Origin of the sequence: Pseudomonas sp. GR 6-02, assembly GCF_001655615.1 — a bacterium.
Lineage (GTDB): Bacteria > Pseudomonadota > Gammaproteobacteria > Pseudomonadales > Pseudomonadaceae > Aquipseudomonas.
Genome location: NZ_CP011567.1, coordinates 2,216,180 through 2,237,383, shown reverse-complemented (window position 1 = coordinate 2,237,383; position 21,204 = coordinate 2,216,180). Strand labels below are relative to the sequence as shown.

Sequence of the window (21,204 nt, the reverse complement as noted above, 5' to 3'; positions counted from 1 at the left end):
CCACGGCAGTTGCCGTGGCGTACGTAACAGGCGACTAAAGGTGCGCGCTCTGCAGCGGGAAATCTTCCTGCGAGACCTTGAGCAACGGCAGCAGTGCATACCTGTCCACTGGACGACTGAGGTAAAAACCCTGCACTTCATGGCACTGATCCGAGATCAGGAAGTCCAGTTGCTCCAGCGTCTCGACACCTTCGGCAGTCACCGTCAGGCCCATCGCCTTGCCCAGGTTGATGATCGCCTGTACCACGGCGCGATCATTGCTGCCGCTGCTCATGGACGAAATAAAGCGTTTGTCGATCTTGATCCCGTCGAACGGATACGTGCGCAAGTAACCCAGCGAGGAATAACCGGTGCCGAAGTCGTCCATGTTCAGGCGCACGCCCAACTCCTTGAGCGCATTCATGGTCGCCAGGGCACCATCGACGTCGATGAGCATCACGTTTTCAGTGATCTCCAGCTCCAGCCGACTGGCGGGCAAGCGGGTCTGGATCAACGCTTCGCGCACGTCCTCGATCACATCGCTACGGGCGAATTGAACCGGCGACAGGTTGACCGACACCATCATCGCACCGGGCCAGGTCAGAGCCGTCTCGCACGCCTCGCGCAGCACCCAGCGGCCCAATGGCACGATCAGATCGGTTTGCTCGGCCAGCGGGATAAACGCGTCGGGGCTCAACAAGCCTTGCACTGGATGCTGCCAGCGCAGCAGCGCTTCGACCGAGACGATGCGCTTGCCATCGACGTGATAACGCGGCTGGTAATGCATCACGAATTCGTTGTTCTTGATCGCCCGACGCAGGTCGTTTTCCAGTTGCCGGCGATGCTGGATCTGATCGTTCATGTGCGCGGCAAAATAGCACCAGGTCTTCTTGCCATCGGATTTGGCCTGATACAACGCGATATCGGCACACCGAATCAGCTCCTGTGGAATATGCCCCTGGCGCCGACTCAAGGCGATACCGATGCTCGCGCCGATGTGCAGCGAGTGATGGTCGTAGTGAATCGGCTGATGCAGGCTGTCGAGCAAGCGCTCGCAAAACCGGTCGATTTCCGCGTGGCTGTCCATGCCATGGAGCACCAGCACGAACTCGTCGCCACCCAGTCGGGCGACCAGATCAATTTCTCGTGTGCTCTCGCGCAAACGGGTGGCGACTTCCAGCAATACTGCATCGCCGGCCGGGTGGCCGAGGGAATCGTTGATCGGCTTGAAGTTATCCAGGTCGATCATCAACAACGTCAGCGCCGTCGACTGCTCTTTCAGTGCCAACGCCTCATCGAGAAAACGCGCCAGTTTGTTGCGGTTCGGCAGGCCGGTCAGGGCATCGTGCAACGACAGATGCTGGATCTGCGCATGGGCGGCGACTTCGTCGGTGATGTCGCTGGCCGTTCCGCGATAGCCCAGCACTGCGCCCTTGCGCTGGATCGGCCGTGCCGACACCCGACAGACCCGCTGTTGCCCCGATTGATCGCGGTAGGAACAGCGCAAATGGCTGACGGCTTGCTCTTCATCGAGTTTGTTCAGCCACAGCGACAACGGCGTCGTATCGCAATTGAGCAATTGCCCGATGTTCTGTCCCAGCCACTGCTGATCGGAGAACCCGGTGACGGTGCTGAAGCGTCCCGACAGATAAGTGATGCAATGCTGGTCGTCGATTTCCCAGATCCAGTCGGACGCGGCCTCGGCTACCGCACGAAAACGCTCTTCACTGGCCTCCAGTGCCTGGTTCGACAAATCGAGGCTGGTGTAACTGGCATCCACATGCCCGGACGTGCGCAGGACATAGCGAAAGAAATAAGCGGTCAACAACGCCAGAACCAGCAGCGCCCCGCCCAGTGGCGGCAAGAGTGACCAGAGCAATTGATGACCCGGCCGCTGGAGCCGGGAGACCAGACTGTAACCGGTGCCAGCGAGGGCAATAGCGGGCTGACCGGGAGCGATGACGTTGTCGGGCGTCAGGCTCAAGTCGTGCAAACCGTAATCGACGCTCAAGGTGCTGAGCTTTTCAGGGTTCAGCTGGTCAACGTATATAAGCACCGAAGTGCTTTTGGGATCGACCGCCGGGCGTTCGTCATTGGGCACAATCGCGGCGGCCGACAGCAGCGCGGGTTTGCCCTCGAACAAGGTGTAGTGGCTGACGGGCTTGATGAGGTTCTCCTGACCCTGAACCTCGTCAATGAGCGTCGCCATCGAGGTCGACAGATAGGCCGCCGCCTCGTCCTGCACCTGAAGCCCACGCACCACGGCGTATTTTGTTCGCTGGGGATCGACCACGAAAACACCCTCGTAGTGGTCCATGGTGAACAGGGTCTTACCCAGGTTCTGCTCGACGTAGGCCCATTCCACATCGACCTCGCCGTTCAGGTGATCATAGGCCGACGTCCAGTTGGCATAACTGGCAATGTAGTTTTTCGTGGCGGTAATGCGGTTTTCCAGCGCGCGCTGGGTATAAAACGTGGTCTTGGCCAGGTCCTCGGCATCGAGCCGCCCGGCAATACTGAACAGGGCGATCAGCGCGATCAGCACCCCAACCACAAACAACAGACCGACCACCAACATCAGGTTGCGGGTAATCGGGGTATGGCGCGCAGGTGCAGCGGTGGTAACGGCAGACAAATCCATGCACTTGATCCTGTCAATCGATTGCTCGATCGGAATGAGACCGGTGGGCCGGTCGGTCAGGTGTGACAGCCAGGCTCTCTGCACTGACCATAGCAGGCATGCCCGATCATCGCTCCTGGATAACGCAAGTCATTGCCGCACTTGAAGAACCGGTCACAAGAACCATTGCCCATCGATGGCCGCAAGCGTCATCGATCCGAGCGCATCAGCGCCTCGACGCCCCCTTCCATCGACAACACCGCCGAGCGATTTCGCCCTGAGTGCTTGGCCTGGTACAGCGCCGCATCCGCACGTTTGATCAACACTTCGGTGCTGTCGTGCGCCGTCGGCACAAACGAATAACAGCCAAGACTGACCGTCAGATAGCCCGTGGGCGAACCGCTGTGGGTGATGTTTTTGTCCATGACGCTGCGGCGGATTTGCTCGGCGATCGTCAGTGCTCCATGAATGTCGGTGTCCGGCAGCAACACCGCGAACTCTTCACCGCCGTAGCGCACCGCCAGATCGGCTTTGCGGTGACAGCAACTCTTCAGGGCCCGCGCCACTTCAGCCAGGCAATGGTCCCCGGCCACATGACCGTAAGTGTCGTTGTAGCGCTTGAAGTAATCGATATCGAGCATGATCAGGCCCAGCGAACTCGACCGCCGGGCACCGCGCCCGAACTCTTTCTCCAGCGCCCGTTCGAACAAGCGGCGGTTGGCCAACCCGGTCAGGCTGTCGTGGGTGGCGATCAGTTCCAGGGTTTTCTGCGCCTCGCGCAAATCCGCCTCGATGCGCTCGCCCGCGCGAACCTGATGAATGAACACCCAACCGAACAACCCCACGCCGAGGACAACCAGAGCGACGATCACACCGGATTGAATCGCCGTGTCGTACCAGTCCTTGAGGACTGCGTCTTTGGAGGATGCCGCCGCGACCACCACCGGATAGGCATCGAGCTGACGATAGCCATACAGCCGAGGGATGCCATCCACCACTGAGTCGATCATGGCGTTGCCGGACGTGGCGTTGGGCAAGAGTTTCTGAAAAATCTCGCCCTTAGCCAATGACCTGCCGATCTGCGATTCCACAAACGGCCGCCGCGCCAGCAGTGTTCCATCGGTCAATGCCAAAAACATCGCGCCGTTGTCGTCGAGGCTGAAGCTTTTGAAGAACTGATCGAAGTACGACATCTTGATCCCGGCCAGCAACACACCCTGGAAATGACCGCTCTGATCGTTTATCCGCCTGGAAACCGGAATGATCCACTCGCCATTTTCCCGACTACGAATGGCCGGGCCGATGTGCGCCAGGGTTGAGATGTTTTGCTGGTGAAACCTGAAATACTCGCGATCCGCCACACCAGCCCCGCGGGGTAGATCCTCGAACGACGTCACGGCCCATTGCCCCTGCCTGTCGAACAGAAATATCCCGTGCAACTGATGCAGCGCCTGCACCCGCCGGGCGAAGGTTTTCTGCAGGCGTGGCGTCTGGGCAGCGTCGAAACCTTCAGCCTGAATCCAGTCCACCAGACTGGTCAGTACCAGATCGGCCTTCATGAACGTGTCTTCGGCCTGCTGCGCCATGGCCCGGGTCAGGTTCGACGACGACACCTCGGCCAACGCCAGGTCATGCCGACGCGACTGCTCCAGTTGCAGGTAAAGCAGCCCACAGAGACAAAGGCATACCGCCGCAATGAACAGCACCGCAGCCTTGAGCAAAGGCAGTCGCTTCAAGGCACCACCGGACGCGTGCTGCGGATCGTGAATGGGGATAGGCAAAAGTGAGTCCTGGAAAAGGGTAAGACATGAGCAACGGCCCAAAGCCCCTATTTTTTTGAGCGTAGTCTACGGGGTTGTGCGGGATAAACAGAGGATTGAGGGATAAATGGTTGTGTTTTAATTCCATGACGCAAGGCAAAACCACATGACCTTGAAGAAGCTACGATTAACTGACATCACGACAGGAAATCGAAATGAGTAAGGTAGACGAGCTCGCCGCGAAGCTTAAACAATCCCGGCAAACCAGTGCCGACGCGACCATCGCCGATCAAGCCATCGACAGCTGGCCCGCCCAGGTCTACGAGCTGTATCACCAGATCGAAGCCTGGCTGCAACCACTGATCGAGGTGGGCCTGAAGCTGCGACGCAATTCCACCCATGTATTCGAGAGTGCGCCGGACGGCGCGACTTACGATTACGCCATCGACCAACTGCTGATCGAAGGCAACCACCACGGCATAACCTTCGATCCCGTCGCGCGCCTCACCGTCGACGGTGCCGGGCGGATCGAAATCCACTCGACAGGCAAGGAGCTCGCCTTGTTACGAACCGTGAACGAACACGGCGAGACGCAGTGGTGGCTCCAGGCGAGCGAACAATCCGGACAACAACCGGATGCGATCGCGCTGACGGAACACAATTTGCTGCTGGCCGTGCAGGAAGGCTTGGGGCTTTAAGGCCTACAACTTGCTCTGCTCCGCTGCCACCGAGGGAGGCGCCGTTCGCCTCCCGTCCAGCGCCGGCCGCTCCGAAGGCAGATTCAACGCCCGCAATACCGGGGAGTCATAGCCATACACATCGGGCTTGAATGTCACGCGCCCATCAAGACTCAGGTCCACCGTCCAGTAGGCCAACAGCACCGGCACTTTCACCGGGAGCCTGATGTTCTCTGTCTTGCCGTTGGCTAACTGTCTTTGAATCCCTTCGCTGTTCCAGTGAACCGGATCGTTGAACAACAGCTCCACCAATTGCAGCGGGTTTTCTACCCGAATACAGCCGGAGCTGGTCGCGCGATTGGATTTCGCGAACAAATCTCGATGCGGCGTGTCGTGCAGATAAATCGAATACTCATTGGGAAAACGAATCACTACCTGCCCCAGCGAGTTATCCGACCCCGCATCCTGCCGCAAGGTGAGACCGCGCGGGTTGTCCCAATCGACAGTGGACGGATCAAGCACATTGCCATCTCGATCGATCACGCGAATCCGGCTTGCCTCAAGGTAACCAGGATTGTCGCGAATCTTCGGAAGCATGTCCTTGAGCAGAATCGTCGGTGGTACGGTCCAGGTGGGGTTGAACGTGACGTAGGTGATCGCGGATTGAAAAATCGGCGTGCTGCGAAACGGTTTACCGACCTGCACCCGTGAGCGCCAGATCGGTTTGCCATCGCGATAGAACGCGACTTTATACCCGGCGATATCGACCACGACGAAGGTGCCCTGAAGTTTGTACAGCAGCCATCGCGCCCGCTCCATGTTCACCCGCACCTGATCGATTCGCGCCTCGACCGGTACATTCAGCTCCGTGAGTGTCGCCGGCCCCGCTACACCGTCCGCCCCAAGGTATTGCTCAGTCTGAAACTTCTTCACCGCCGCGGTGACGGCGTCGTCGTAGTCGGTGCGAGCAGTTCCTTGCGCGGCGAGATAACCGCCCGCCGCCAAACGCGTACGCAGTAGAGCAACTGAGGCGTCGTCCATGCCGGGCCTGAGCGTCTGCCCTTCCGGGATCTTTGGCCAGCCACCCCGATCACGAACCTTGCGCAGTTGCGCCAGGCCATGGCGCAACGTGCCGTAAACCGCTTCTTGGGGCGGCGCCTGGGCAAAGGCGCGCGCAATGTCATGGCTATCGAGGGCGGCAAAAAACTTATTGACGTCCTCCCGAGGATCGACGCCGGCGGGGTCGAAGTTCCAGTGGATGTCCAACCGCGAAGGGTCGACCTTGCCGCGCCGCAACTGCAGCAGCGCCGTGATGAACGTCCGGGTGGCGGAGATATCAAAGGCTGCCCGTTGCCCGGGGGTTGGGGAGGTTGTCTGCATCAGCGTGTGGGCCTCGGCCAACTCGGCGATCCGGAAATCCGCGGGGTTCAGGCCATCGGCCTGGGTATCACCCAAGCTTTTCAACAACTGGGCGACATCGTCATCGTCCGTCCAGGCGGCGCGATAGCCGCGATGGCTATAAAAATCCAGCACGACTCGGTTCACATCGACCCGTTGATGACGCGGCGAGGTGAGCAGCGGCGGAAACGCCGAACTCAATGGCGCCAACTCCGCCTGAATCGCTTGGCCGACATAATCACCGGGAGCCGCTTCAGCCACAGTGCTAACGGGAGATACCGGCTCAATCGGCGAAGTTTGCGCGATCGCCGTGCCGCTTATCAGAAAGCCCATAAAAAACATGCGGCTTATGACGAATAACCTTGTTAACTGCCCCATGGATAATCCTTAATCTTCCGTTTTCAACCGGCTAGCGTCGTGCGCGCTGCTAGACTCGAAATATTCAGATGAGACTTGCATATGGCCCCACACCGCTTTGGCTGCTTAATGACGGCCCTGCTGCTGACTGCTTTTTTTTCATTACCGGCAGCCTACGCCGATTCGCTTGAAGCTGCCTTGGTCAAAGCGGCCCCCGATGCCAACGCCAAAGTCATTGCCCTGGCCGTTCGCGCCTCCCAATGCAGCCGGGCCCAAGGCACGTCCCCGGTGCAGAGACTCGCAGTGATCGATTATTCCCTGCCCTCGACGGTGCAACGTCTTTGGGTATTCGACCTTAAACAACGCAAATTGTTGTTCCATGAACTGGTCGCCCACGGTCGCAACAGTGGCGAGAACATGGCCAGCCAATTCTCCAATCAGAATGCCAGCTACGCCACCAGCCTGGGCTTGTACCGTACCCAATCCAGCTATGTCGGGCAGAACGGTTATTCCCTGCGCATGGAAGGCCTGGAACCGGGTTTTAACGACAACGCCTTCGAACGGGCGATCGTCATTCACGGCGCGCCTTACGTCAGCCCTGCCCTGGCGCGGGCCAATGGCCGGATTGGCAGAAGTCTCGGCTGCCCTGCAGTGAGGCCTGCGATTGCACATCGGCTGATCGACTCGATGAAGGATGGGCAGTTGTTATTTTCTTACTACCCGGATCAGCGTTGGTTGAAGTCTTCTTCGTATATCAATTGCGGTAACGCCACCGTGGCGGATTCGTCCAGGTCCAATAGCAGTCCTTGAACACCGCGTGAAACTGTCAAAACTGTAATCTTGGCCTCAGCCTGCTGAAAGGCACCGCCCGTTAGCCTCCTCCCCATTGAGTTCTCTTCCTTCCGCTCAGGATGGACCTGAGGGCTTCATCAGGCTGACGGACGGGATAAAACGGCATGCATTCCAACACCTCAAGACGCACCTTTGTGAAGGGCCTGGCCGCTGGCGGGGTGCTCGCTGGCCTCGGGCTGTGGCGCACGCCAGTCTGGGCGGTCACCAGCCCCGGCCAACCGAATGTGCTGGCCGGTACCGACTTCGACCTGTTCATTGGCGAATCCCCGGTCAACATCACCGGCAACCCTCGAACCGCGATGACCATCAACGGCGGCATTCCCGGCCCCCTGCTGCGCTGGCGTGAAGGCGACACCGTCACGCTGCGGGTGAAAAACAAACTCAAGGACAGCACGTCCATTCACTGGCACGGCATTTTGCTGCCGGCCAACATGGACGGCGTGCCGGGCCTGAGTTTTCACGGGATCGAACCGGACGGCATGTACGTCTACCAGTTCAAGGTCCGGCAGAATGGCACTTACTGGTACCACAGCCATTCGGGCTTTCAGGAACAGTCCGGGGTTTATGGGCCGTTGGTGATCGACGCCAAGGAGCCGGAGCCGTTCCAATACGACCGCGATTACGTGGTGATGCTCACCGACTGGACCGACGAAGACGCCGTCGGCCTGATGAAAAAACTCAAGAAACAATCGGACTACTACAACTACAACAAACGCACTGTGGGCGACTTCATCCACGACGTCAGCGAGAAAGGCTGGGGGTCGACGGTGGCCGATCGCAAGATGTGGGCCGAGATGAAGATGAACCCCACCGACCTGGCGGACGTCAGCGGGGCCACTTACACCTACTTGATGAACGGCCAGGCGCCGAACATGAACTGGACTGGCCTATTCCGTCCCGGCGAAAAGCTGCGCCTGCGTTTTATCAACGGCTCGTCCATGACCTATTTCGACGTGCGTATCCCGGGCTTGAAAATGACCGTGGTCGCGGCGGATGGCCAACACGTCAAACCGGTGAGCGTCGACGAGTTCCGCATCGCGGTGGCGGAGACGTTCGATGTAATTGTCGAGCCGACCCAGGACGCCTACACGCTGTTCGCCCAATCGATGGATCGAACGGGTTATGCGCGAGGCACCCTGGCGGTGAAGGCAGGGTTGTCGGCGCCGATTCCAGCGCTGGATCCGCGACCGCTGCTGACCATGGATGACATGGGCATGGGCGGCATGGATCACGGCAGCATGGGCGGTGACATGGCGGGGATGGACCACGGTGCCATGCAAGGCATGAACGGTGGTGACATGCAGGGCATGGACGGCGGCGACATGCAGGGCATGGACAGCATGGCCGGAATGGATCACAGCAGCATGGCCATGGGTGGCATGGCCGGAATGGCCGGTATGCAATCCCATCCCGACACGGAAAAAGATAACCCGCTGGTGGACATGCAAGCCATGAGCACCACGCCAAAACTCGACGACCCGGGCATCGGCCTGCGCAACAACGGCCGTCGTGTGCTGACCTACTCCGACCTGCGCAGCACCTTCGAAGACCCGGACGGCCGCGAGCCCGGCCGCACCATCGAACTGCACCTGACCGGCCACATGGAGAAGTTCGCCTGGTCATTCAACGGCGTGAAGTTCTCTGATGCCGAACCCGTGCGACTCAAGTACGGCGAGCGGGTTCGAGTGGTGCTGGTCAACGACACGATGATGACTCACCCCATTCATTTGCACGGCATGTGGAGCGACCTCGAAGACGAGAACGGCCAGTTCATGGTACGCAAACACACCATCGACATGCCGCCAGGATCAAAGCGCAGCTATCGGGTCACTGCCGATGCGCTCGGCCGCTGGGCCTACCACTGCCATCTCCTGTACCACATGGAAATGGGCATGTTCCGTGAAGTTCGCGTGGAAGAATAAGGCGCTACCCATGACCAGACTCACTCCGATCACTTTGACCCTCGTCACCATGGGCCTGACGCTCTCTTCGGCCATGGCCGCCACCGACAACATGCAGGGCATGGACCATAGCCAGATGCCGGGCATGGACCACAGCCAGATGCAGAGCGAGGATTACGGGCAAATGCAGCCCGCCGCGCCGACCCAAAGCCGCACGCCGATCCCGGCATTGACCGACGCCGACCGTGCCGCCGTTTTCGTCAGCCCCGCCGGCCATGACATGCACGACAGTGCGCTCAACTATTACTTCCTCGCCGACAAACTCGAATGGCAGGACGCCGATAACGGCAGCGCATTGGCGTGGGATCTGTCCGGCTGGATCGGCGGCGACGTTGATCGCCTGTGGTTGCGCTCCGAAGGCGAACGCGTCAATGGCAAGACCGAAAATGCCGAAGTCCAGGCCCTCTGGGGTCACGCGATCAGCCCATGGTGGGATGTGGTAACCGGCGTGCGCCAGGATTTCAAACCTGGCGCCCCGCAAACCTGGGCCGCGTTCGGCGTGCAAGGCATGGCCCTGTACAACTTCGAAACCGAGGCCACCGCGTTCATCGGCGAAGGCGGTCAGACCGCTGCACGCCTTGAAGGCGACTACGACATCCTGCTCACCAACCGGCTGATTCTGCAGCCGACCGCCGAGCTCAACGTCTACGGCAAAAACGACCCGCAACGGGGCATCGGCTCCGGGTTGTCCAGCACCGAAGCCGGCCTGCGCCTGCGCTATGAAATCCGCCGGGAATTCGCGCCCTACATCGGCGTGACCTGGAACCGCACCTACGGCAAAACCGCCGATTACGCCAGGGACGAAGGCGAGGACCGCAGCGAAGCCCGACTGGTCGTCGGTGTTCGGCTGTGGTTCTAAACACTTCAACTCAAAAACCTAAAAACCAACCGCTTAAAGCGGTAAGAGGCCTTGCATGCGCACCATCAAAACCACCGCTGTCGCCATCGCACTTTCCACCGGGCTGCTCATGAGCGCACTGGCTCAAGCCCACCCGAAACTGCTCTCCTCCACTCCAACCGAAGGCGCGGACGGCGCAGCGCCCAGCAACATCGAGCTGCACTTCTCCGAAAACCTCATGACCCAATTCTCCGGCGCCAAACTGGTCATGACCGAAATGCCCGGCATGGCCCATTCCCCCATGCCGATGAAAGCCAAGGTCTCCGGCGGCAGCGACCCGAAAACCATGGTCATCACCCCGCTCTCGCCCCTGCCCACCGGCAGCTACAAAGTCGAATGGCGCGCCGTGTCTTCGGACACTCACCCGATCACCGGCAACGTTACGTTCAAAGTGAAGTGATTGATGAGCGACTCGGTCGGCATTGCCCTGCGGTTTGCGTTGTATGTGGATTTGATGCTGTTGTTCGGGGTAGCGCTTTTTGGGCTGTACAGCCTTAAAGGTCAGGAACGGATGTCCGGGGCGGTGCTGCCATTCCGCTCGATGCTGGCGGGGACGGCAGTGCTGGGCGCGGTGTTGTCCGTCGCCAGCATGGTGATGATGGCGAGCGCCATGAGCGGTGAAACGGACTTCGCCGAGCTGCGTCCGCACATCGAAATGATGCTGTTTGAGACGGATGTCGGCTTGGCTTGGGGGGTTCGCATTGTTGCGCTGGTGATCGCTGGCTTAGCGGTGATGCTCCGTGCGCCTGGCTTCAGTTTATGGGTCGCGGCTTTTGCCGGTGCTGTTGCCCTCGCCAGCCTGGCCTGGAGCGGACATGGGGCAATGGATGAAGGCAATCGTCGCTTTTGGCATTTCGCGGTAGACATTCTGCACCTGCTGGCGGCGGGGGCTTGGCTTGGCGCGTTGCTGGCGTTTGCGTTGATGGCGAAGATCAACGCCCTGCAAACCGAAGCGCGCCTCAGGTTGCTGGCCCGCGCGGTTAATCGGTTTGAGGCGATTGGCGCGGCCATCGTCGTGGTCATCACGGTGACGGGGGTGGTGAATTATCTGTTCATCGTTGGGCCGAAGCTGGACGAGGTGTTTCTCAGCACTTACGGGATTCTGCTGTTCATCAAAGTGGTGCTGTTTGCCGGCATGCTGGTGCTCGCCGCGTTGAACCGGTTTCACCTCGGGCCGTTTCTGGAGCGGTCGTTGCGGGACGGGCAATACACGGTCGCCGCCAATGCGTTGCGGCGCAGCGTGGTGGTGGAATTGGCAGCGGCGGTGTTGATCGTGGGATTGGTGGCCTGGTTGGGGACGTTGAGTCCGGAGATGAAAATGGGCGAATTGTAGGGGCACAAGTACCTTTAGAAGGCGCGTAACAAAAGAGGTCGCCTTCCCCGACGTCCGGTGCCCTCCTTTATTTGCCTAGGTGAAAATCCCCTACTACCGTCAACAGTCAGAGGCGGCATTTACCGCTGTGGGCACTCGACATCAGGGAGCGAAATCGGGATGGCTTACAATTTAGCGTTGGTGAACCCCTTTAATGCAAAGGAATCAGCGGATTACGACGAAATATCTAGAAGCTGGCTTGATGCCTGGAAAGAAAAGTCCAAAAAAATAATGCCCCCACCCTCGGAAAGCGATTCAAAAAATTCATCTCCTTCTTTCAAAGAAGATGGAATAAAAAGATTAAGAGATGACGATGAGGAAGAAAAGGAACACCCGAGCAAGACACAAAAAACTTCGGCAATCATCTCTAAATACATAAGCAAAGGCTGCCTGGTGTCCGGTGGCCCCGCCGCCGAGCAGCTTGTTAGTTTTATTAGAACACTGATTGGAGACGGAGATCGAATTTACGTCCTGGGCCATTGTGAACCGGGAAGCTCCGTGCTTATGTCCTCGGAAGAAAAAGGCAAAGGTCAAACCGTCAACGCCAAAGAACTGGCAAGATTCTTTGACGTGTTATTTGGACTTAATAAGAGCTATGCGGGAAAAATCAAGATATTCGGATGCCATAGCGCACTGGGTTTGGGTGATACAAAATCCTTCGCCGAACAATTCAAGGATGCAATGAGGAAACGTGAATACCATAACTGCACCATTGAAGGGTATACAGCGTCAGTCAGAGGCTACGATGGCGAGCACAAAGTTGCGTTCATCGGAACCGCCGAAGAGCTAAAACGAGCCCAGATGGCTGAAATTCTGTATGCAGAAGAAACGATCAGCAAAGCTAAGCTCGACTCTTTCTATGAAAGCAAAACCGCACGTCCCAGCACCCGGAGAGTGTCCTTCGCCTAGTTTAAGATAGTTTTAAGACAATAGGCTGACGCGTCGCTCAATCATTAAAGGGCGCAAAGGCTTAAGGGTTGACACCCAAGCGCCAAGGTGAAAAAAAGCGGCGCAATTATCGAAAGGAGTTCGAAAATGGCTGACGTGATGAAAGTAGTGGATGTCGACTTAAAAATACTTAAATCAAATCCACCGCAGCTACACATATCGGCAATTGGCCTGGTGAATTCTGGTGGATGGACAAACCCGAGACTGGAGCCACGGGTTTATATCCAGTTCCCACCGGACGGCATTCAGGACTTCGATTTTGTTGCTGATCCGCCCCAAGGGGCTGCTATACAGGTCATCCTTCCCATCGACGCATCAAAACTTTGGAAAGACCCGCCACTCGATAAACTCAAGGGAGTAAGAGTCCACTCTGCTAGCAACTCGATTGAAGCTCACCTTAAGAGTTCGAAGTCCGTGGCTTGTGGATAAACAACTCATATAGAGGGATACGTGTCGGGCCTTGCCTGACACGTATCAGCCATTGGAATGTCACCCTGGCAGCACAACAAACCTCTGTGGACGTCGTTTGATATGGATCAACAACGCCCTGCGACCGTGGCGTAAGTTCAAGATCACTCCCTCTAACGGGAACACAACATACCTTGGTCCGCAGCCATCCGACGCTGCCGATCCGCGTTATCACTGTGGAGATCGCCATGCACATCTACGTCAAGTCCCTCCTGGCCGCACTGGTCATGAGCAGCCCATTGCTGACGCTGGCTGCCGAATACCCCGAAACAACGCCCGCCGCCCCCTCCGAGGACGCAACCCAAGCCACGCCCATGCAAGACAAGGCCATGAGCGAACAGATGAAGAAAATGCAGGCGGCCCACGACAAAATGATCGCCGCCAAAACCCCGGCCGAACGCCGGGCAGCCATGCAGGAAGCCATGACTACGATGAGAACAAGCCTCGGCATGCTGCACGACAATTGCAGAGGTATGGGGATGGGCATGGGCATGTCCGGTGGCAAGGGCAGCTCGGATACGGCGATGATGGACATGATGATGAAAATGATGGATCAGCAATCCATGATGATGAAGATGCCGATGGGCCAATAAGCATCGCGCCATGGCCCCCGTCGTAGACGGTTGGCATTGGCCGGCATAGCCGGACGACACCCCGGAAGATTTTCGTCAGAACGGAGCGCATCACATGAACCACTCAAACCCCTCGACACCTCCAGCCACCTCATTCTGGCGCAGCAAACCCGGCATCGCGCTAGGCATGCTGCTGGTGATCGGACTGTTCTACCTGGCCCGCGAGCATTACGGTCATATCTACCCGCTTTTGCCCTATCTGATTCTATTGCTGTGCCCGCTAATGCACCTGTTCGGGCATCACCACGGCAGACACTGACCCATGCATCGCCATCTCGATCACCTCAAATCACCTGCTTTGGCGCAGCAGGCGGCGGAGCCGACGACCGAAAAAGAGTACACCTGCCCCATGCACCCGGAGATCCGCCAGCGCAGTCCGGGTACATGCCCCAAGTGCGGCATGACCCTTGAGCCGGTGTTGCCCGAACTGGAGGAATCGGACAACCCTGAGCTCGTGGACTTTTCCCGGCGCTTCTGGTGGACCCTTCCTCTGACTCTGGCGGTGACCGCACTGGCGATGGGCAGCCATGGCTTGAGCCTGTTTCACGGCGCCACACAGAACCTGGTCGAACTGGTGCTCGCCACGCCCGTCGTGCTTTGGGCCGGCTGGCCGTTCTATGTGCGCGGCGCCCGTTCGGTCATCCAGCGCAGCCCCAACATGTGGACGCTGATCGGCCTCGGCACCGCGGCGGCCTTCCTCTATAGCCTTGCCGCCACCCTGACACCCGGCCTGTTTCCAGCCACCTTCATGATGGACGGCCGGGTTGGCGTGTACTACGAAGCAGCGGCGGTCATTATTTCCCTGACGCTGCTCGGACAGATGCTGGAACTCAAGGCGCGCTCGCAAACCTCGGCCGCGATCAAATCACTGCTCGGCCTGGCGCCCAAGACTGCGCGCCGGATCAACACCGACGGCAGCGAAACAGACATTGCACTGAGCCATGTGCACAGCGGCGACACCTTGCGCGTGCGCCCCGGCGAGAAGGTCCCGGTCGATGGTGTGGTGTTGCAGGGCGAAAGCGCGGTGGACGAGTCCATGCTCACAGGCGAGCCGGTCCCCGTGATGAAACGCCCTGGTGACGGGCTGATCGGCGCCACCCTCAATACCCACGGCAGCCTGGTGATGCAGGCGCAGAAGGTGGGCTCAGCCACCGTGCTTGCGCAAATTGTGCAGATGGTGGTCCAGGCACAACGCTCCAAAGCACCGATGCAACGCCTGGCGGACGTGATTGCTGGCTACTTCGTCATGGTGGTGATCGCCATTGCCGTCCTGACTTTTGTCGGCTGGGGGTTGTGGGGGCCACAACCGAGCTGGGTGTTCGGCCTCATCAATGCAGTGGCGGTGCTGATCATCGCCTGCCCGTGTGCCCTCGGCCTGGCCACACCGATGTCGGTGATGGTCGCCACCGGCAAGGCGGCCAGCAGCGGCGTGCTCTTTCGGGATGCGGCGGCGATCGAAAACCTGCGCAAAATCGACACCCTGATCGTGGACAAGACCGGCACCCTCACCGAAGGCCGCCCGGCGTTTCACAGCGTCGAACCTGCGCCTGGCTACAGTGCTGACGAGGTGCTGCGCCTGGCCGCCAGCCTCGACCAGGGCAGCGAGCACCCGTTGGCCCACGCCATCGTCGAACATGCACGCGCCAATGGCTTGGTGTTGAGCACAGCGCAGACGTTCGAGTCGGCGTCAGGCATCGGCGTGCGCGGCCAGGTCGACAGGCACCGTGTTCAACTGGGCAACACCGCCCTGATGGCAGAAGCCGGCATCGCCCTGGAAGCCTTGCAACCTCAAGCCGAGCAACTGCGCAGCGACGGAACCAGCATCATGTACCTGGCCGTGGATGGCGTGCTCGCGGGGTTGCTCGCCGTCGCCGACCCGATCAAACCCACCACCCGGCTCGCTGTCGAACGCCTGCAGGCCGATGGCGTGCGGGTGATCATGGCAACCGGAGACGGCCTCACCACTGCCCGTGCCGTCGCCCGCCAACTGGGTATCGAAGAAGTCCACGGCGAGGTCAAGCCACAGGACAAGGAACGCCTGGCCGCCGCATTGCAGGAACGCGGGCACCGAGTGGCAATGGCCGGCGACGGCATCAACGACGCCCCGGCCCTGGCCCGTGCCGACGTCGGTATCGCCATGGGCACTGGCACCGATGTCGCGATGAACAGCGCTCAAGTCACCCTGGTCAAGGGCGACCTGCTCGGCATTCTGCATGCCCGCAACCTGTCGGTGGCAACCGTGCGCAACATGCACCAGAACCTTGCCTTTGCCCTGGCCTACAACGCCATGGGTATCCCCCTCGCCGCCGGGTTGTTCTACCCGTTGACCGGGCATTTGCTGTCCCCGTTGGTGGCGGCACTGGCCATGAGCGTGAGCTCTGCCTCAGTGGTGTTCAATGCCTTGCGCCTGCGCCGGGCCGTGATTGACTGAGCACATTGCTGACAGCCAGGAAGCGGTTTCACTACACTGATCCAGCCTTGCCCCCCACTCCATCACAAAAGCCCGATAACGATGAAAACCATAAAAAGCACATTGCTGCTCAGTGGCCTGCTGGCGCTATCCTGCGGCGCTCAGGCAGAGCAAAGCCCTTCGCACCTGGACACCGTCCTGCAACAAAGCCAACTGCGCGTTTGCACCACAGGCGACTACAAACCCTATACCTTCAAAGGTGAAGACGGCGAATACTCGGGCATCGACATCGCCATGGCCCGCTCACTGGCCGACAGCCTGGGAGCGAAGGTCGAGTGGGTCCAGACCACCTGGAAAACCCTGATGCCCGACATGCTCGCGGGCAAATGCGACATCGGCGTCGGCGGCATCTCCGTCACCCTGGAACGCCAGAAAAAAGCCTTCTTCAGCACCACCCTGGACGTCGACGGCAAAATCCCGCTGGTGCGCTGCGAAGATCAGGCGAAATACCAGACCCTCGAACAAATCAACCAGCCTTCGGTTCGCCTGGTCGAACCGGCCGGCGGCACCAACGAAGCCTTCGTCCACGCCTTCCTGCCCAAGGCGCAATTGCAGCTGCACGACAACGTGACCATCTTCCAGGAACTGCTGGACAAGAAGGCTGACGTGATGATCACCGATGCGTCGGAAGCGCTGTATCAGCAGAAACTCAAACCGGGGTTGTGCGCGGTCAACCCGACGCAATACATGCAGTATGGGGAGAAGGCATATCTGCTGCCGCGGGATGACATCAGCTGGAAGATGTATGTCGATCAGTGGCTGCATTTGGCCAAGGTGACGGGGAATTACCAGAAAATTCTGGGTCAGTGGATCGCGGTGCCAGAGGCTAAATAGCCCGTTAGTCCATTCCCCGTAGCAGCTGGCGCAGCCTGCGTTCGGCTGCGCAGCAGTCGTAAAATCAGAACACGCGGTTCATCAGGTAAATCACGCAACGGCGAAAACACCCCAGCCGTTGCGTCATTCCTTAGTCGTGCAGCAAGCCCGAGCTGTACTCATTAAAGCTGTTGCCGATGGCGCTCCCACCAAAGTTCACCTTGTTGGGGTTATGGCCATCGAATTGTTGGCAGCCTTCTGAAAAACAGGAACTGGTGCTCACACCCGAACAGGCGCTCAAGAGCAAAGCACCGGTGATCAGCATGGCTTTGAAGAGGTTCGAGATCATCTTGTTGTTTCCTGTGGGCTGGAGGTGAGGCAGCACGGTCTTAGGTAGTCATCCTATGCCGCGAGCCTGCCCAACTTGATGAAACATTGCTGAGCGACAGCGTTGGTTCAGCATCCTTGTTTTTTCTGAAGCGACCCACCTGTTTAGATGAGCGTTTAAAGACACTCACCGTTACTTCACCAAGGCTACAACGCCTTGCGTCGTTGCCTACGACTGCGCCAGAATCCGCCGGCTGTGCGCCTGGCGCTCCCGCCGGTAACTTGATTCCCGTCACTGCTCATCAGTGATCGGGTCTGCAAGCCCGCCGGAATACCAGTCGCATAGCCCTACCGTAGGACACTCGTTTGTGTCCGCTCAATGGCGGCTTTGTGCGGGAGACCTTCGGGTCTGCCGGGTTCCTGGTTTCCCGGTCTTGCAGACCCGCGCATAGCTGCCACCCATCATCTGCAAGTGATGCTGGTAGCTCCTAATGAATAATCAGGAGTTTCACCATGTTCAAGGCCACACCCAACCCGCCGGTCACAGACCCGACATCCCCTTACGAATCACTCGACTCAAAAAAACTCCACGAAGCCGCCGAACGCGCCCTCGACCACTACCTCAAACCGGCTGCTCAAATCATGGCCACGGCCAACGAGCCCGAGCGCATGTTCCTAGCCAACCCGAAGTACAACACCGAATCCCTGCTGGCCAACGCCTGCGAGTCATTGGGCTCGGCCACGGTTATGCTAAATGATTTTGCTGCGCTGCTGGAGGGGACACACCGCAAAACCCTGCTGGGTATTGCGCAGGTGGTCATGTTGGGGGAGCTGGCGGTGAATCAGGCGTTGGATAAGGTCGAGCCGTCTGAGTAATTAATGTTGTACATCGGCGCGGGGAGCGTGAGCTCCTCGCGCCTCAGCCACCTTTCAAAGCAACTCTGATACAGTCGCCCCCGGTAAATTCGTTGACAGGAAGTCAAACATGGCAAAGCCCGCCGCACGTATCACCGACCCCACCAGTTGTCCCATGCCTGGGCACGGCCCAAAAGCCATCGCCTCTGGCTCTCCCAACGTGTTCTTCGACGGTCTTGCAGCCGCGACCAAAGGCGATGCCTGCACCTGTGGCAGCGCTCTAGTCTCGAGCGTAGCAGCAACGGTCTTCATCAATGGCAAGAACGCTGCACTGGTCGGCACTGTCGGAACCCATGGCGACGTCGTGATTGGTGGGTCAGGCACTGTGATCATCGGTGATTCGCATACACCAGCACCGTTCATGCCCCCACTTCCGCTTTTACTGCAAAAAACCTACGGACACAGCTTCAGCATCGTCGATAGCGAAACCGGTCAACCTTTAGCCGGAAGAAGTTTCACTGCCACTATTAACGGTGAAAAGATCATTGGTATCACCGATGGTGCAGGAATAGCGCACGTCAAAACCCCCATCAAAGATGCCACTATTTCTGTGAGCATTTACTTTATCTCTCCTGCTCGGACGCTTAGCGAACTCACGGATTGATCAAACATGGCTGAACAATTTACTACTGAAGCAAAAGCAACCGAAGTCAAACCCAAAGAACCAGCGGCGCCCACTACCATCACCGTCAACGATAGAGCTGCTACCAGAGAAGCGATCCTCAGACTCGTCCGCAAAAATGGTGAGTTTATAGAACGATCATCTTGGGGAGCGCATAAAGCAAAAGGCGAAATGGTCGATGACTGGGACTACTCGATGATCGCACTTCACCATGCCGGTAGAAGTGTCGGCTGTGGTGCCGGCGCAGGACAGATGCGTGCGATTCAGAGCGAGCACCAGGCCAAGTTCGATGACATCGGTTATCACTACGGCATCGATTGTATGGGTAAAGTATTCGAAGGACGCGACATCCGGTTCAAAGGCTCAAGCGTACATAATTACAACACGGGCGTAATTGGCATCGTTTTGCTAGAAAATTTGACAACCGCCGATGAAGGTGGCGATGTGGTTGCCCTTGCCCGTCAGGCTCTTGAAGCCATCAACGGCAATATGGACCAGAAAATCCCAGCCATACAAATCGACACCCTACTGAACTTAATTCAAGCCCTGACCAGCGTTTTCAGGGTGACGACTTTGGGTGGACACCGGGAATTTCCCATGCAAGCCGGGGAAGGAAAGATTTGTCCCGGCAACATTGGGATGGAGCTGGTGAGAAACCTTCGAATTAAAACCAAACTGTTACGACCACCCGCATCATGAAATTTCTACTTATCATTGTTCCGACCATACTCGTCGCCTTCCTCTACATCGGCTTTTACGAAAGGATGGAAGACGCCTACCCGGAAAAAGTATTTTTCATCAAGAAATACCCGACATTTCAAATTAAGTTTGAAAATATTTTCGCGTACGAATCAGATGACAAAAAATTGAGTGAGCTAAGTGACACGGAGCGACAGTTGGTCATCCAGTACTGTAAATATCGGTTAGGTGTGACTACGACATTGAAAAACCAAAACGAGCTTGAGGAATGCAAAAAAAGGTAAGATAAACCATCTTTTGGATGGTAAAAATTGGACAGATCTATTTCATACGCAAAATAAATCCGCCCCTGAGGGACGGATTTATTTACTCGTACCAAGACGCTCAACCCCTCCCCTTTCTGCTTTTCTCCGGAATTGATTTTCCACCTAGCGGTTGTCGATTTTGGCGCTGCTTTTCCTTCCTTTTTCGCTGGAGGACATCCGGCAGATCAATAGTGCATATAACATACACTTGATATTTCAATTTTTTCCAAGGGCGGCAAATTTACTGCCGCGAGGGCTTTGCGCTCACCTATACTAAAAAGATTAAATAATGCTAATGAGCACGCTTAATAAGATATTGAAATTATTGAAATTTAAATGTGTAGATACCCTTGCGAACTACTGGTATCGCGATGAGGATTTGACATGAACATTTTATTGAAAGAACTTCTAACCTATCATCACGAAGTGTCTATGAAAATTACTCAGATCAAAGAGTTGCTGAGGAAAATCAGACATGAACCCGATGGAACTGATGACTGCAAGCTGTTGTTCACGATGCTGGAGGCCTTGCATGGTGATGCAGAGCGACACCACCATGAAAATGAAGAACTTATTCGGCTGGCCTTGCTAGCGACTGAGGCGCCGATCCACCAACGGGTCAAGGATATCGAGCGAGATCATCAGGCATTTGGGCGCATTGCTGGACAGTTGAAGATGCTGAAGGATACAACTCACGAAACGAGAGTAATTGCTGACACTATCGATGACTTCATCAAAAAATATTACGATCACATGGACGCCGAGGAGAATATTTTCTTTCCGGCGGCAGATAAGTGGCTGTCAGACGACCAGTGGCAGGAAATCAAGCATCAATGGCATTAATTGGAGCTCGCCTCATACGTTAAAAAATTAGCTACTACTTAGTACTGACCTCACTAAGTAATTACGCGAACACCACGTATTAACTTACAGGGGTGTCCGTATATCGATGGCTCTTTGTTGCAAGTCACTCAACCCCTTCCGTTCCTGTTTTCACTCGCTCTCAACTACCTCCGCTAGACTCACCTGAGCCCCGCAAGCCCAATCCTGATAAACTCCCCACCTCCCAGCCTCGGTCAGGCTGGTCGTTGGTAACTCAGCATCTCTCTTTTACGCAAACACGCTTATTTG

Annotated in this window: 21 protein-coding genes; 17 read left to right on the top strand and 4 right to left on the bottom strand. The window is 57.5% G+C overall.

The features are described from left to right. Positions 1-34: 34 nt before the first annotated feature. Positions 35-2,620, bottom strand: a complete 2,586-nt coding sequence (locus PGR6_RS09915; protein WP_064616979.1) for a bifunctional diguanylate cyclase/phosphodiesterase — start codon at positions 2,618-2,620, stop codon at positions 35-37. Between the two features lie 188 nt (positions 2,621-2,808). After that, on the bottom strand, positions 2,809-4,380 hold the full coding sequence (locus PGR6_RS09910) for a sensor domain-containing diguanylate cyclase (protein WP_064616978.1): 1,572 nt from the start codon (positions 4,378-4,380) through the stop codon (positions 2,809-2,811). A 194-nt stretch (positions 4,381-4,574) separates the two neighbouring features. Here PGR6_RS09910 and PGR6_RS09905 point away from each other — a divergent pair, with 194 nt between their 5' ends. Beyond that, positions 4,575-5,057 carry a hypothetical protein gene (locus PGR6_RS09905; protein WP_064616977.1) on the top strand — a complete coding sequence of 161 codons (483 nt, stop codon included), beginning with the start codon at positions 4,575-4,577 and terminating at the stop codon, positions 5,055-5,057. A gap of 3 nt (positions 5,058-5,060) precedes the next feature. Here the strand turns inward: PGR6_RS09905 and PGR6_RS09900 are convergent, their stop codons facing one another. Continuing rightward, the gene (locus PGR6_RS09900) at positions 5,061-6,812 is read right to left on the bottom strand and encodes a L,D-transpeptidase family protein (protein WP_064616976.1); all 1,752 of its coding nucleotides are present in this window, start codon (positions 6,810-6,812) and stop codon (positions 5,061-5,063) included. Between the two features lie 81 nt (positions 6,813-6,893). On the opposite strand from PGR6_RS09900, the gene PGR6_RS09895 reads away from it, so the two are divergent. The 11 genes from PGR6_RS09895 (at position 6,894) to PGR6_RS09845 (ending at position 17,226) form a co-directional block, all read left to right on the top strand. Beyond that, positions 6,894-7,601 (top strand): murein L,D-transpeptidase catalytic domain family protein, encoded by a 708-nt coding sequence (locus tag PGR6_RS09895; RefSeq protein ID WP_018928119.1) that lies wholly within the window; start codon positions 6,894-6,896, stop codon positions 7,599-7,601. A 146-nt stretch (positions 7,602-7,747) separates the two neighbouring features. Then, positions 7,748-9,565 carry a copper resistance system multicopper oxidase gene (locus tag PGR6_RS09890; protein WP_064616975.1) on the top strand — a complete coding sequence of 606 codons (1,818 nt, stop codon included), beginning with the start codon at positions 7,748-7,750 and terminating at the stop codon, positions 9,563-9,565. Between the two features lie 10 nt (positions 9,566-9,575). After that, positions 9,576-10,463, top strand: coding sequence for a copper resistance protein B (locus tag PGR6_RS09885; protein ID WP_064616974.1), 888 nt, complete (start codon positions 9,576-9,578; stop codon positions 10,461-10,463). Positions 10,464-10,518: 55 nt separating this feature from the next. Next, a complete protein-coding gene (gene copC / locus PGR6_RS09880; protein ID WP_018928122.1) occupies positions 10,519-10,902 on the top strand; it encodes a copper homeostasis periplasmic binding protein CopC in 384 nt (127 codons plus the stop codon). Between the two features lie 3 nt (positions 10,903-10,905). After that, the gene (gene copD / locus PGR6_RS09875) at positions 10,906-11,835 is read left to right on the top strand and encodes a copper homeostasis membrane protein CopD (RefSeq protein WP_064616973.1); all 930 of its coding nucleotides are present in this window, start codon (positions 10,906-10,908) and stop codon (positions 11,833-11,835) included. Between the two features lie 159 nt (positions 11,836-11,994). Further along, positions 11,995-12,783, top strand: a complete 789-nt coding sequence (locus PGR6_RS09870) for a hypothetical protein (RefSeq protein WP_064616972.1) — start codon at positions 11,995-11,997, stop codon at positions 12,781-12,783. A gap of 126 nt (positions 12,784-12,909) precedes the next feature. Next, complete coding sequence (locus PGR6_RS09865; RefSeq protein ID WP_018928125.1) at positions 12,910-13,251, top strand: hypothetical protein; 342 nt, start codon at positions 12,910-12,912, stop codon at positions 13,249-13,251. A 227-nt stretch (positions 13,252-13,478) separates the two neighbouring features. After that, a complete protein-coding gene (locus PGR6_RS09860) occupies positions 13,479-13,883 on the top strand; it encodes a hypothetical protein (protein ID WP_064616971.1) in 405 nt (134 codons plus the stop codon). A 94-nt stretch (positions 13,884-13,977) separates the two neighbouring features. Next, the gene (locus PGR6_RS30355) at positions 13,978-14,181 is read left to right on the top strand and encodes a DUF2933 domain-containing protein (RefSeq protein WP_018928127.1); all 204 of its coding nucleotides are present in this window, start codon (positions 13,978-13,980) and stop codon (positions 14,179-14,181) included. Between the two features lie 90 nt (positions 14,182-14,271). Continuing rightward, on the top strand, positions 14,272-16,353 hold the full coding sequence (locus PGR6_RS09850; protein ID WP_237229637.1) for a copper-transporting P-type ATPase: 2,082 nt from the start codon (positions 14,272-14,274) through the stop codon (positions 16,351-16,353). Positions 16,354-16,434: 81 nt separating this feature from the next. Beyond that, on the top strand, positions 16,435-17,226 hold the full coding sequence (locus tag PGR6_RS09845) for a transporter substrate-binding domain-containing protein (protein WP_064616970.1): 792 nt from the start codon (positions 16,435-16,437) through the stop codon (positions 17,224-17,226). Positions 17,227-17,356: 130 nt separating this feature from the next. On the opposite strand, the gene PGR6_RS09840 is transcribed toward PGR6_RS09845, so the two are convergent. Continuing rightward, a complete protein-coding gene (locus PGR6_RS09840; protein ID WP_019582096.1) occupies positions 17,357-17,554 on the bottom strand; it encodes a hypothetical protein in 198 nt (65 codons plus the stop codon). Between the two features lie 491 nt (positions 17,555-18,045). On the opposite strand from PGR6_RS09840, the gene PGR6_RS09835 reads away from it, so the two are divergent. From PGR6_RS09835 to PGR6_RS09815, 5 genes are all read left to right on the top strand, one after another. Next, positions 18,046-18,408 carry a DUF6124 family protein gene (locus tag PGR6_RS09835; RefSeq protein WP_064616969.1) on the top strand — a complete coding sequence of 121 codons (363 nt, stop codon included), beginning with the start codon at positions 18,046-18,048 and terminating at the stop codon, positions 18,406-18,408. A gap of 109 nt (positions 18,409-18,517) precedes the next feature. Further along, positions 18,518-19,051: a PAAR domain-containing protein gene (locus PGR6_RS09830; protein ID WP_018928132.1), complete on the top strand. Its 534-nt coding sequence runs from the start codon at positions 18,518-18,520 to the stop codon at positions 19,049-19,051. A 6-nt stretch (positions 19,052-19,057) separates the two neighbouring features. After that, positions 19,058-19,768 (top strand): peptidoglycan recognition protein family protein, encoded by a 711-nt coding sequence (locus PGR6_RS09825; RefSeq protein ID WP_019649364.1) that lies wholly within the window; start codon positions 19,058-19,060, stop codon positions 19,766-19,768. After that, on the top strand, positions 19,765-20,052 hold the full coding sequence (locus PGR6_RS30350; RefSeq protein WP_018928133.1) for a hypothetical protein: 288 nt from the start codon (positions 19,765-19,767) through the stop codon (positions 20,050-20,052). The genes PGR6_RS09825 and PGR6_RS30350 overlap by 4 nt, the downstream gene beginning before the upstream one ends. A 405-nt stretch (positions 20,053-20,457) precedes the next feature. After that, positions 20,458-20,916, top strand: coding sequence for a hemerythrin domain-containing protein (locus PGR6_RS09815; protein ID WP_064616968.1), 459 nt, complete (start codon positions 20,458-20,460; stop codon positions 20,914-20,916). The last annotated feature ends 288 nt before the right edge of the window (positions 20,917-21,204 follow it).

Bases quoted from the DNA above. Each gene is read 5' to 3' on its own strand.
- PGR6_RS09915 (WP_064616979.1), bottom strand. From the start codon at position 2,620: ATGGATTTGTCTGCCGTTACCACCGCTGCACCTGCGCGCCATACCCCG.
- PGR6_RS09905 (WP_064616977.1), top strand. From the start codon at position 4,575: ATGAGTAAGGTAGACGAGCTCGCCGCGAAGCTTAAACAATCCCGGCAA.
- PGR6_RS09900 (WP_064616976.1), bottom strand. From the start codon at position 6,812: ATGGGGCAGTTAACAAGGTTATTCGTCATAAGCCGCATGTTTTTTATG.
- PGR6_RS09895 (WP_018928119.1), top strand. From the start codon at position 6,894: ATGGCCCCACACCGCTTTGGCTGCTTAATGACGGCCCTGCTGCTGACT.
- PGR6_RS09890 (WP_064616975.1), top strand. From the start codon at position 7,748: ATGCATTCCAACACCTCAAGACGCACCTTTGTGAAGGGCCTGGCCGCT.
- PGR6_RS09885 (WP_064616974.1), top strand. From the start codon at position 9,576: ATGACCAGACTCACTCCGATCACTTTGACCCTCGTCACCATGGGCCTG.
- copC (WP_018928122.1), top strand. From the start codon at position 10,519: ATGCGCACCATCAAAACCACCGCTGTCGCCATCGCACTTTCCACCGGG.
- copD (WP_064616973.1), top strand. From the start codon at position 10,906: ATGAGCGACTCGGTCGGCATTGCCCTGCGGTTTGCGTTGTATGTGGAT.
- PGR6_RS09870 (WP_064616972.1), top strand. From the start codon at position 11,995: ATGGCTTACAATTTAGCGTTGGTGAACCCCTTTAATGCAAAGGAATCA.
- PGR6_RS09865 (WP_018928125.1), top strand. From the start codon at position 12,910: ATGGCTGACGTGATGAAAGTAGTGGATGTCGACTTAAAAATACTTAAA.
- PGR6_RS09860 (WP_064616971.1), top strand. From the start codon at position 13,479: ATGCACATCTACGTCAAGTCCCTCCTGGCCGCACTGGTCATGAGCAGC.
- PGR6_RS30355 (WP_018928127.1), top strand. From the start codon at position 13,978: ATGAACCACTCAAACCCCTCGACACCTCCAGCCACCTCATTCTGGCGC.
- PGR6_RS09850 (WP_237229637.1), top strand. From the start codon at position 14,272: ATGCACCCGGAGATCCGCCAGCGCAGTCCGGGTACATGCCCCAAGTGC.
- PGR6_RS09845 (WP_064616970.1), top strand. From the start codon at position 16,435: ATGAAAACCATAAAAAGCACATTGCTGCTCAGTGGCCTGCTGGCGCTA.
- PGR6_RS09840 (WP_019582096.1), bottom strand. From the start codon at position 17,554: ATGATCTCGAACCTCTTCAAAGCCATGCTGATCACCGGTGCTTTGCTC.
- PGR6_RS09835 (WP_064616969.1), top strand. From the start codon at position 18,046: ATGTTCAAGGCCACACCCAACCCGCCGGTCACAGACCCGACATCCCCT.
- PGR6_RS09830 (WP_018928132.1), top strand. From the start codon at position 18,518: ATGGCAAAGCCCGCCGCACGTATCACCGACCCCACCAGTTGTCCCATG.
- PGR6_RS09825 (WP_019649364.1), top strand. From the start codon at position 19,058: ATGGCTGAACAATTTACTACTGAAGCAAAAGCAACCGAAGTCAAACCC.
- PGR6_RS30350 (WP_018928133.1), top strand. From the start codon at position 19,765: ATGAAATTTCTACTTATCATTGTTCCGACCATACTCGTCGCCTTCCTC.
- PGR6_RS09815 (WP_064616968.1), top strand. From the start codon at position 20,458: ATGAACATTTTATTGAAAGAACTTCTAACCTATCATCACGAAGTGTCT.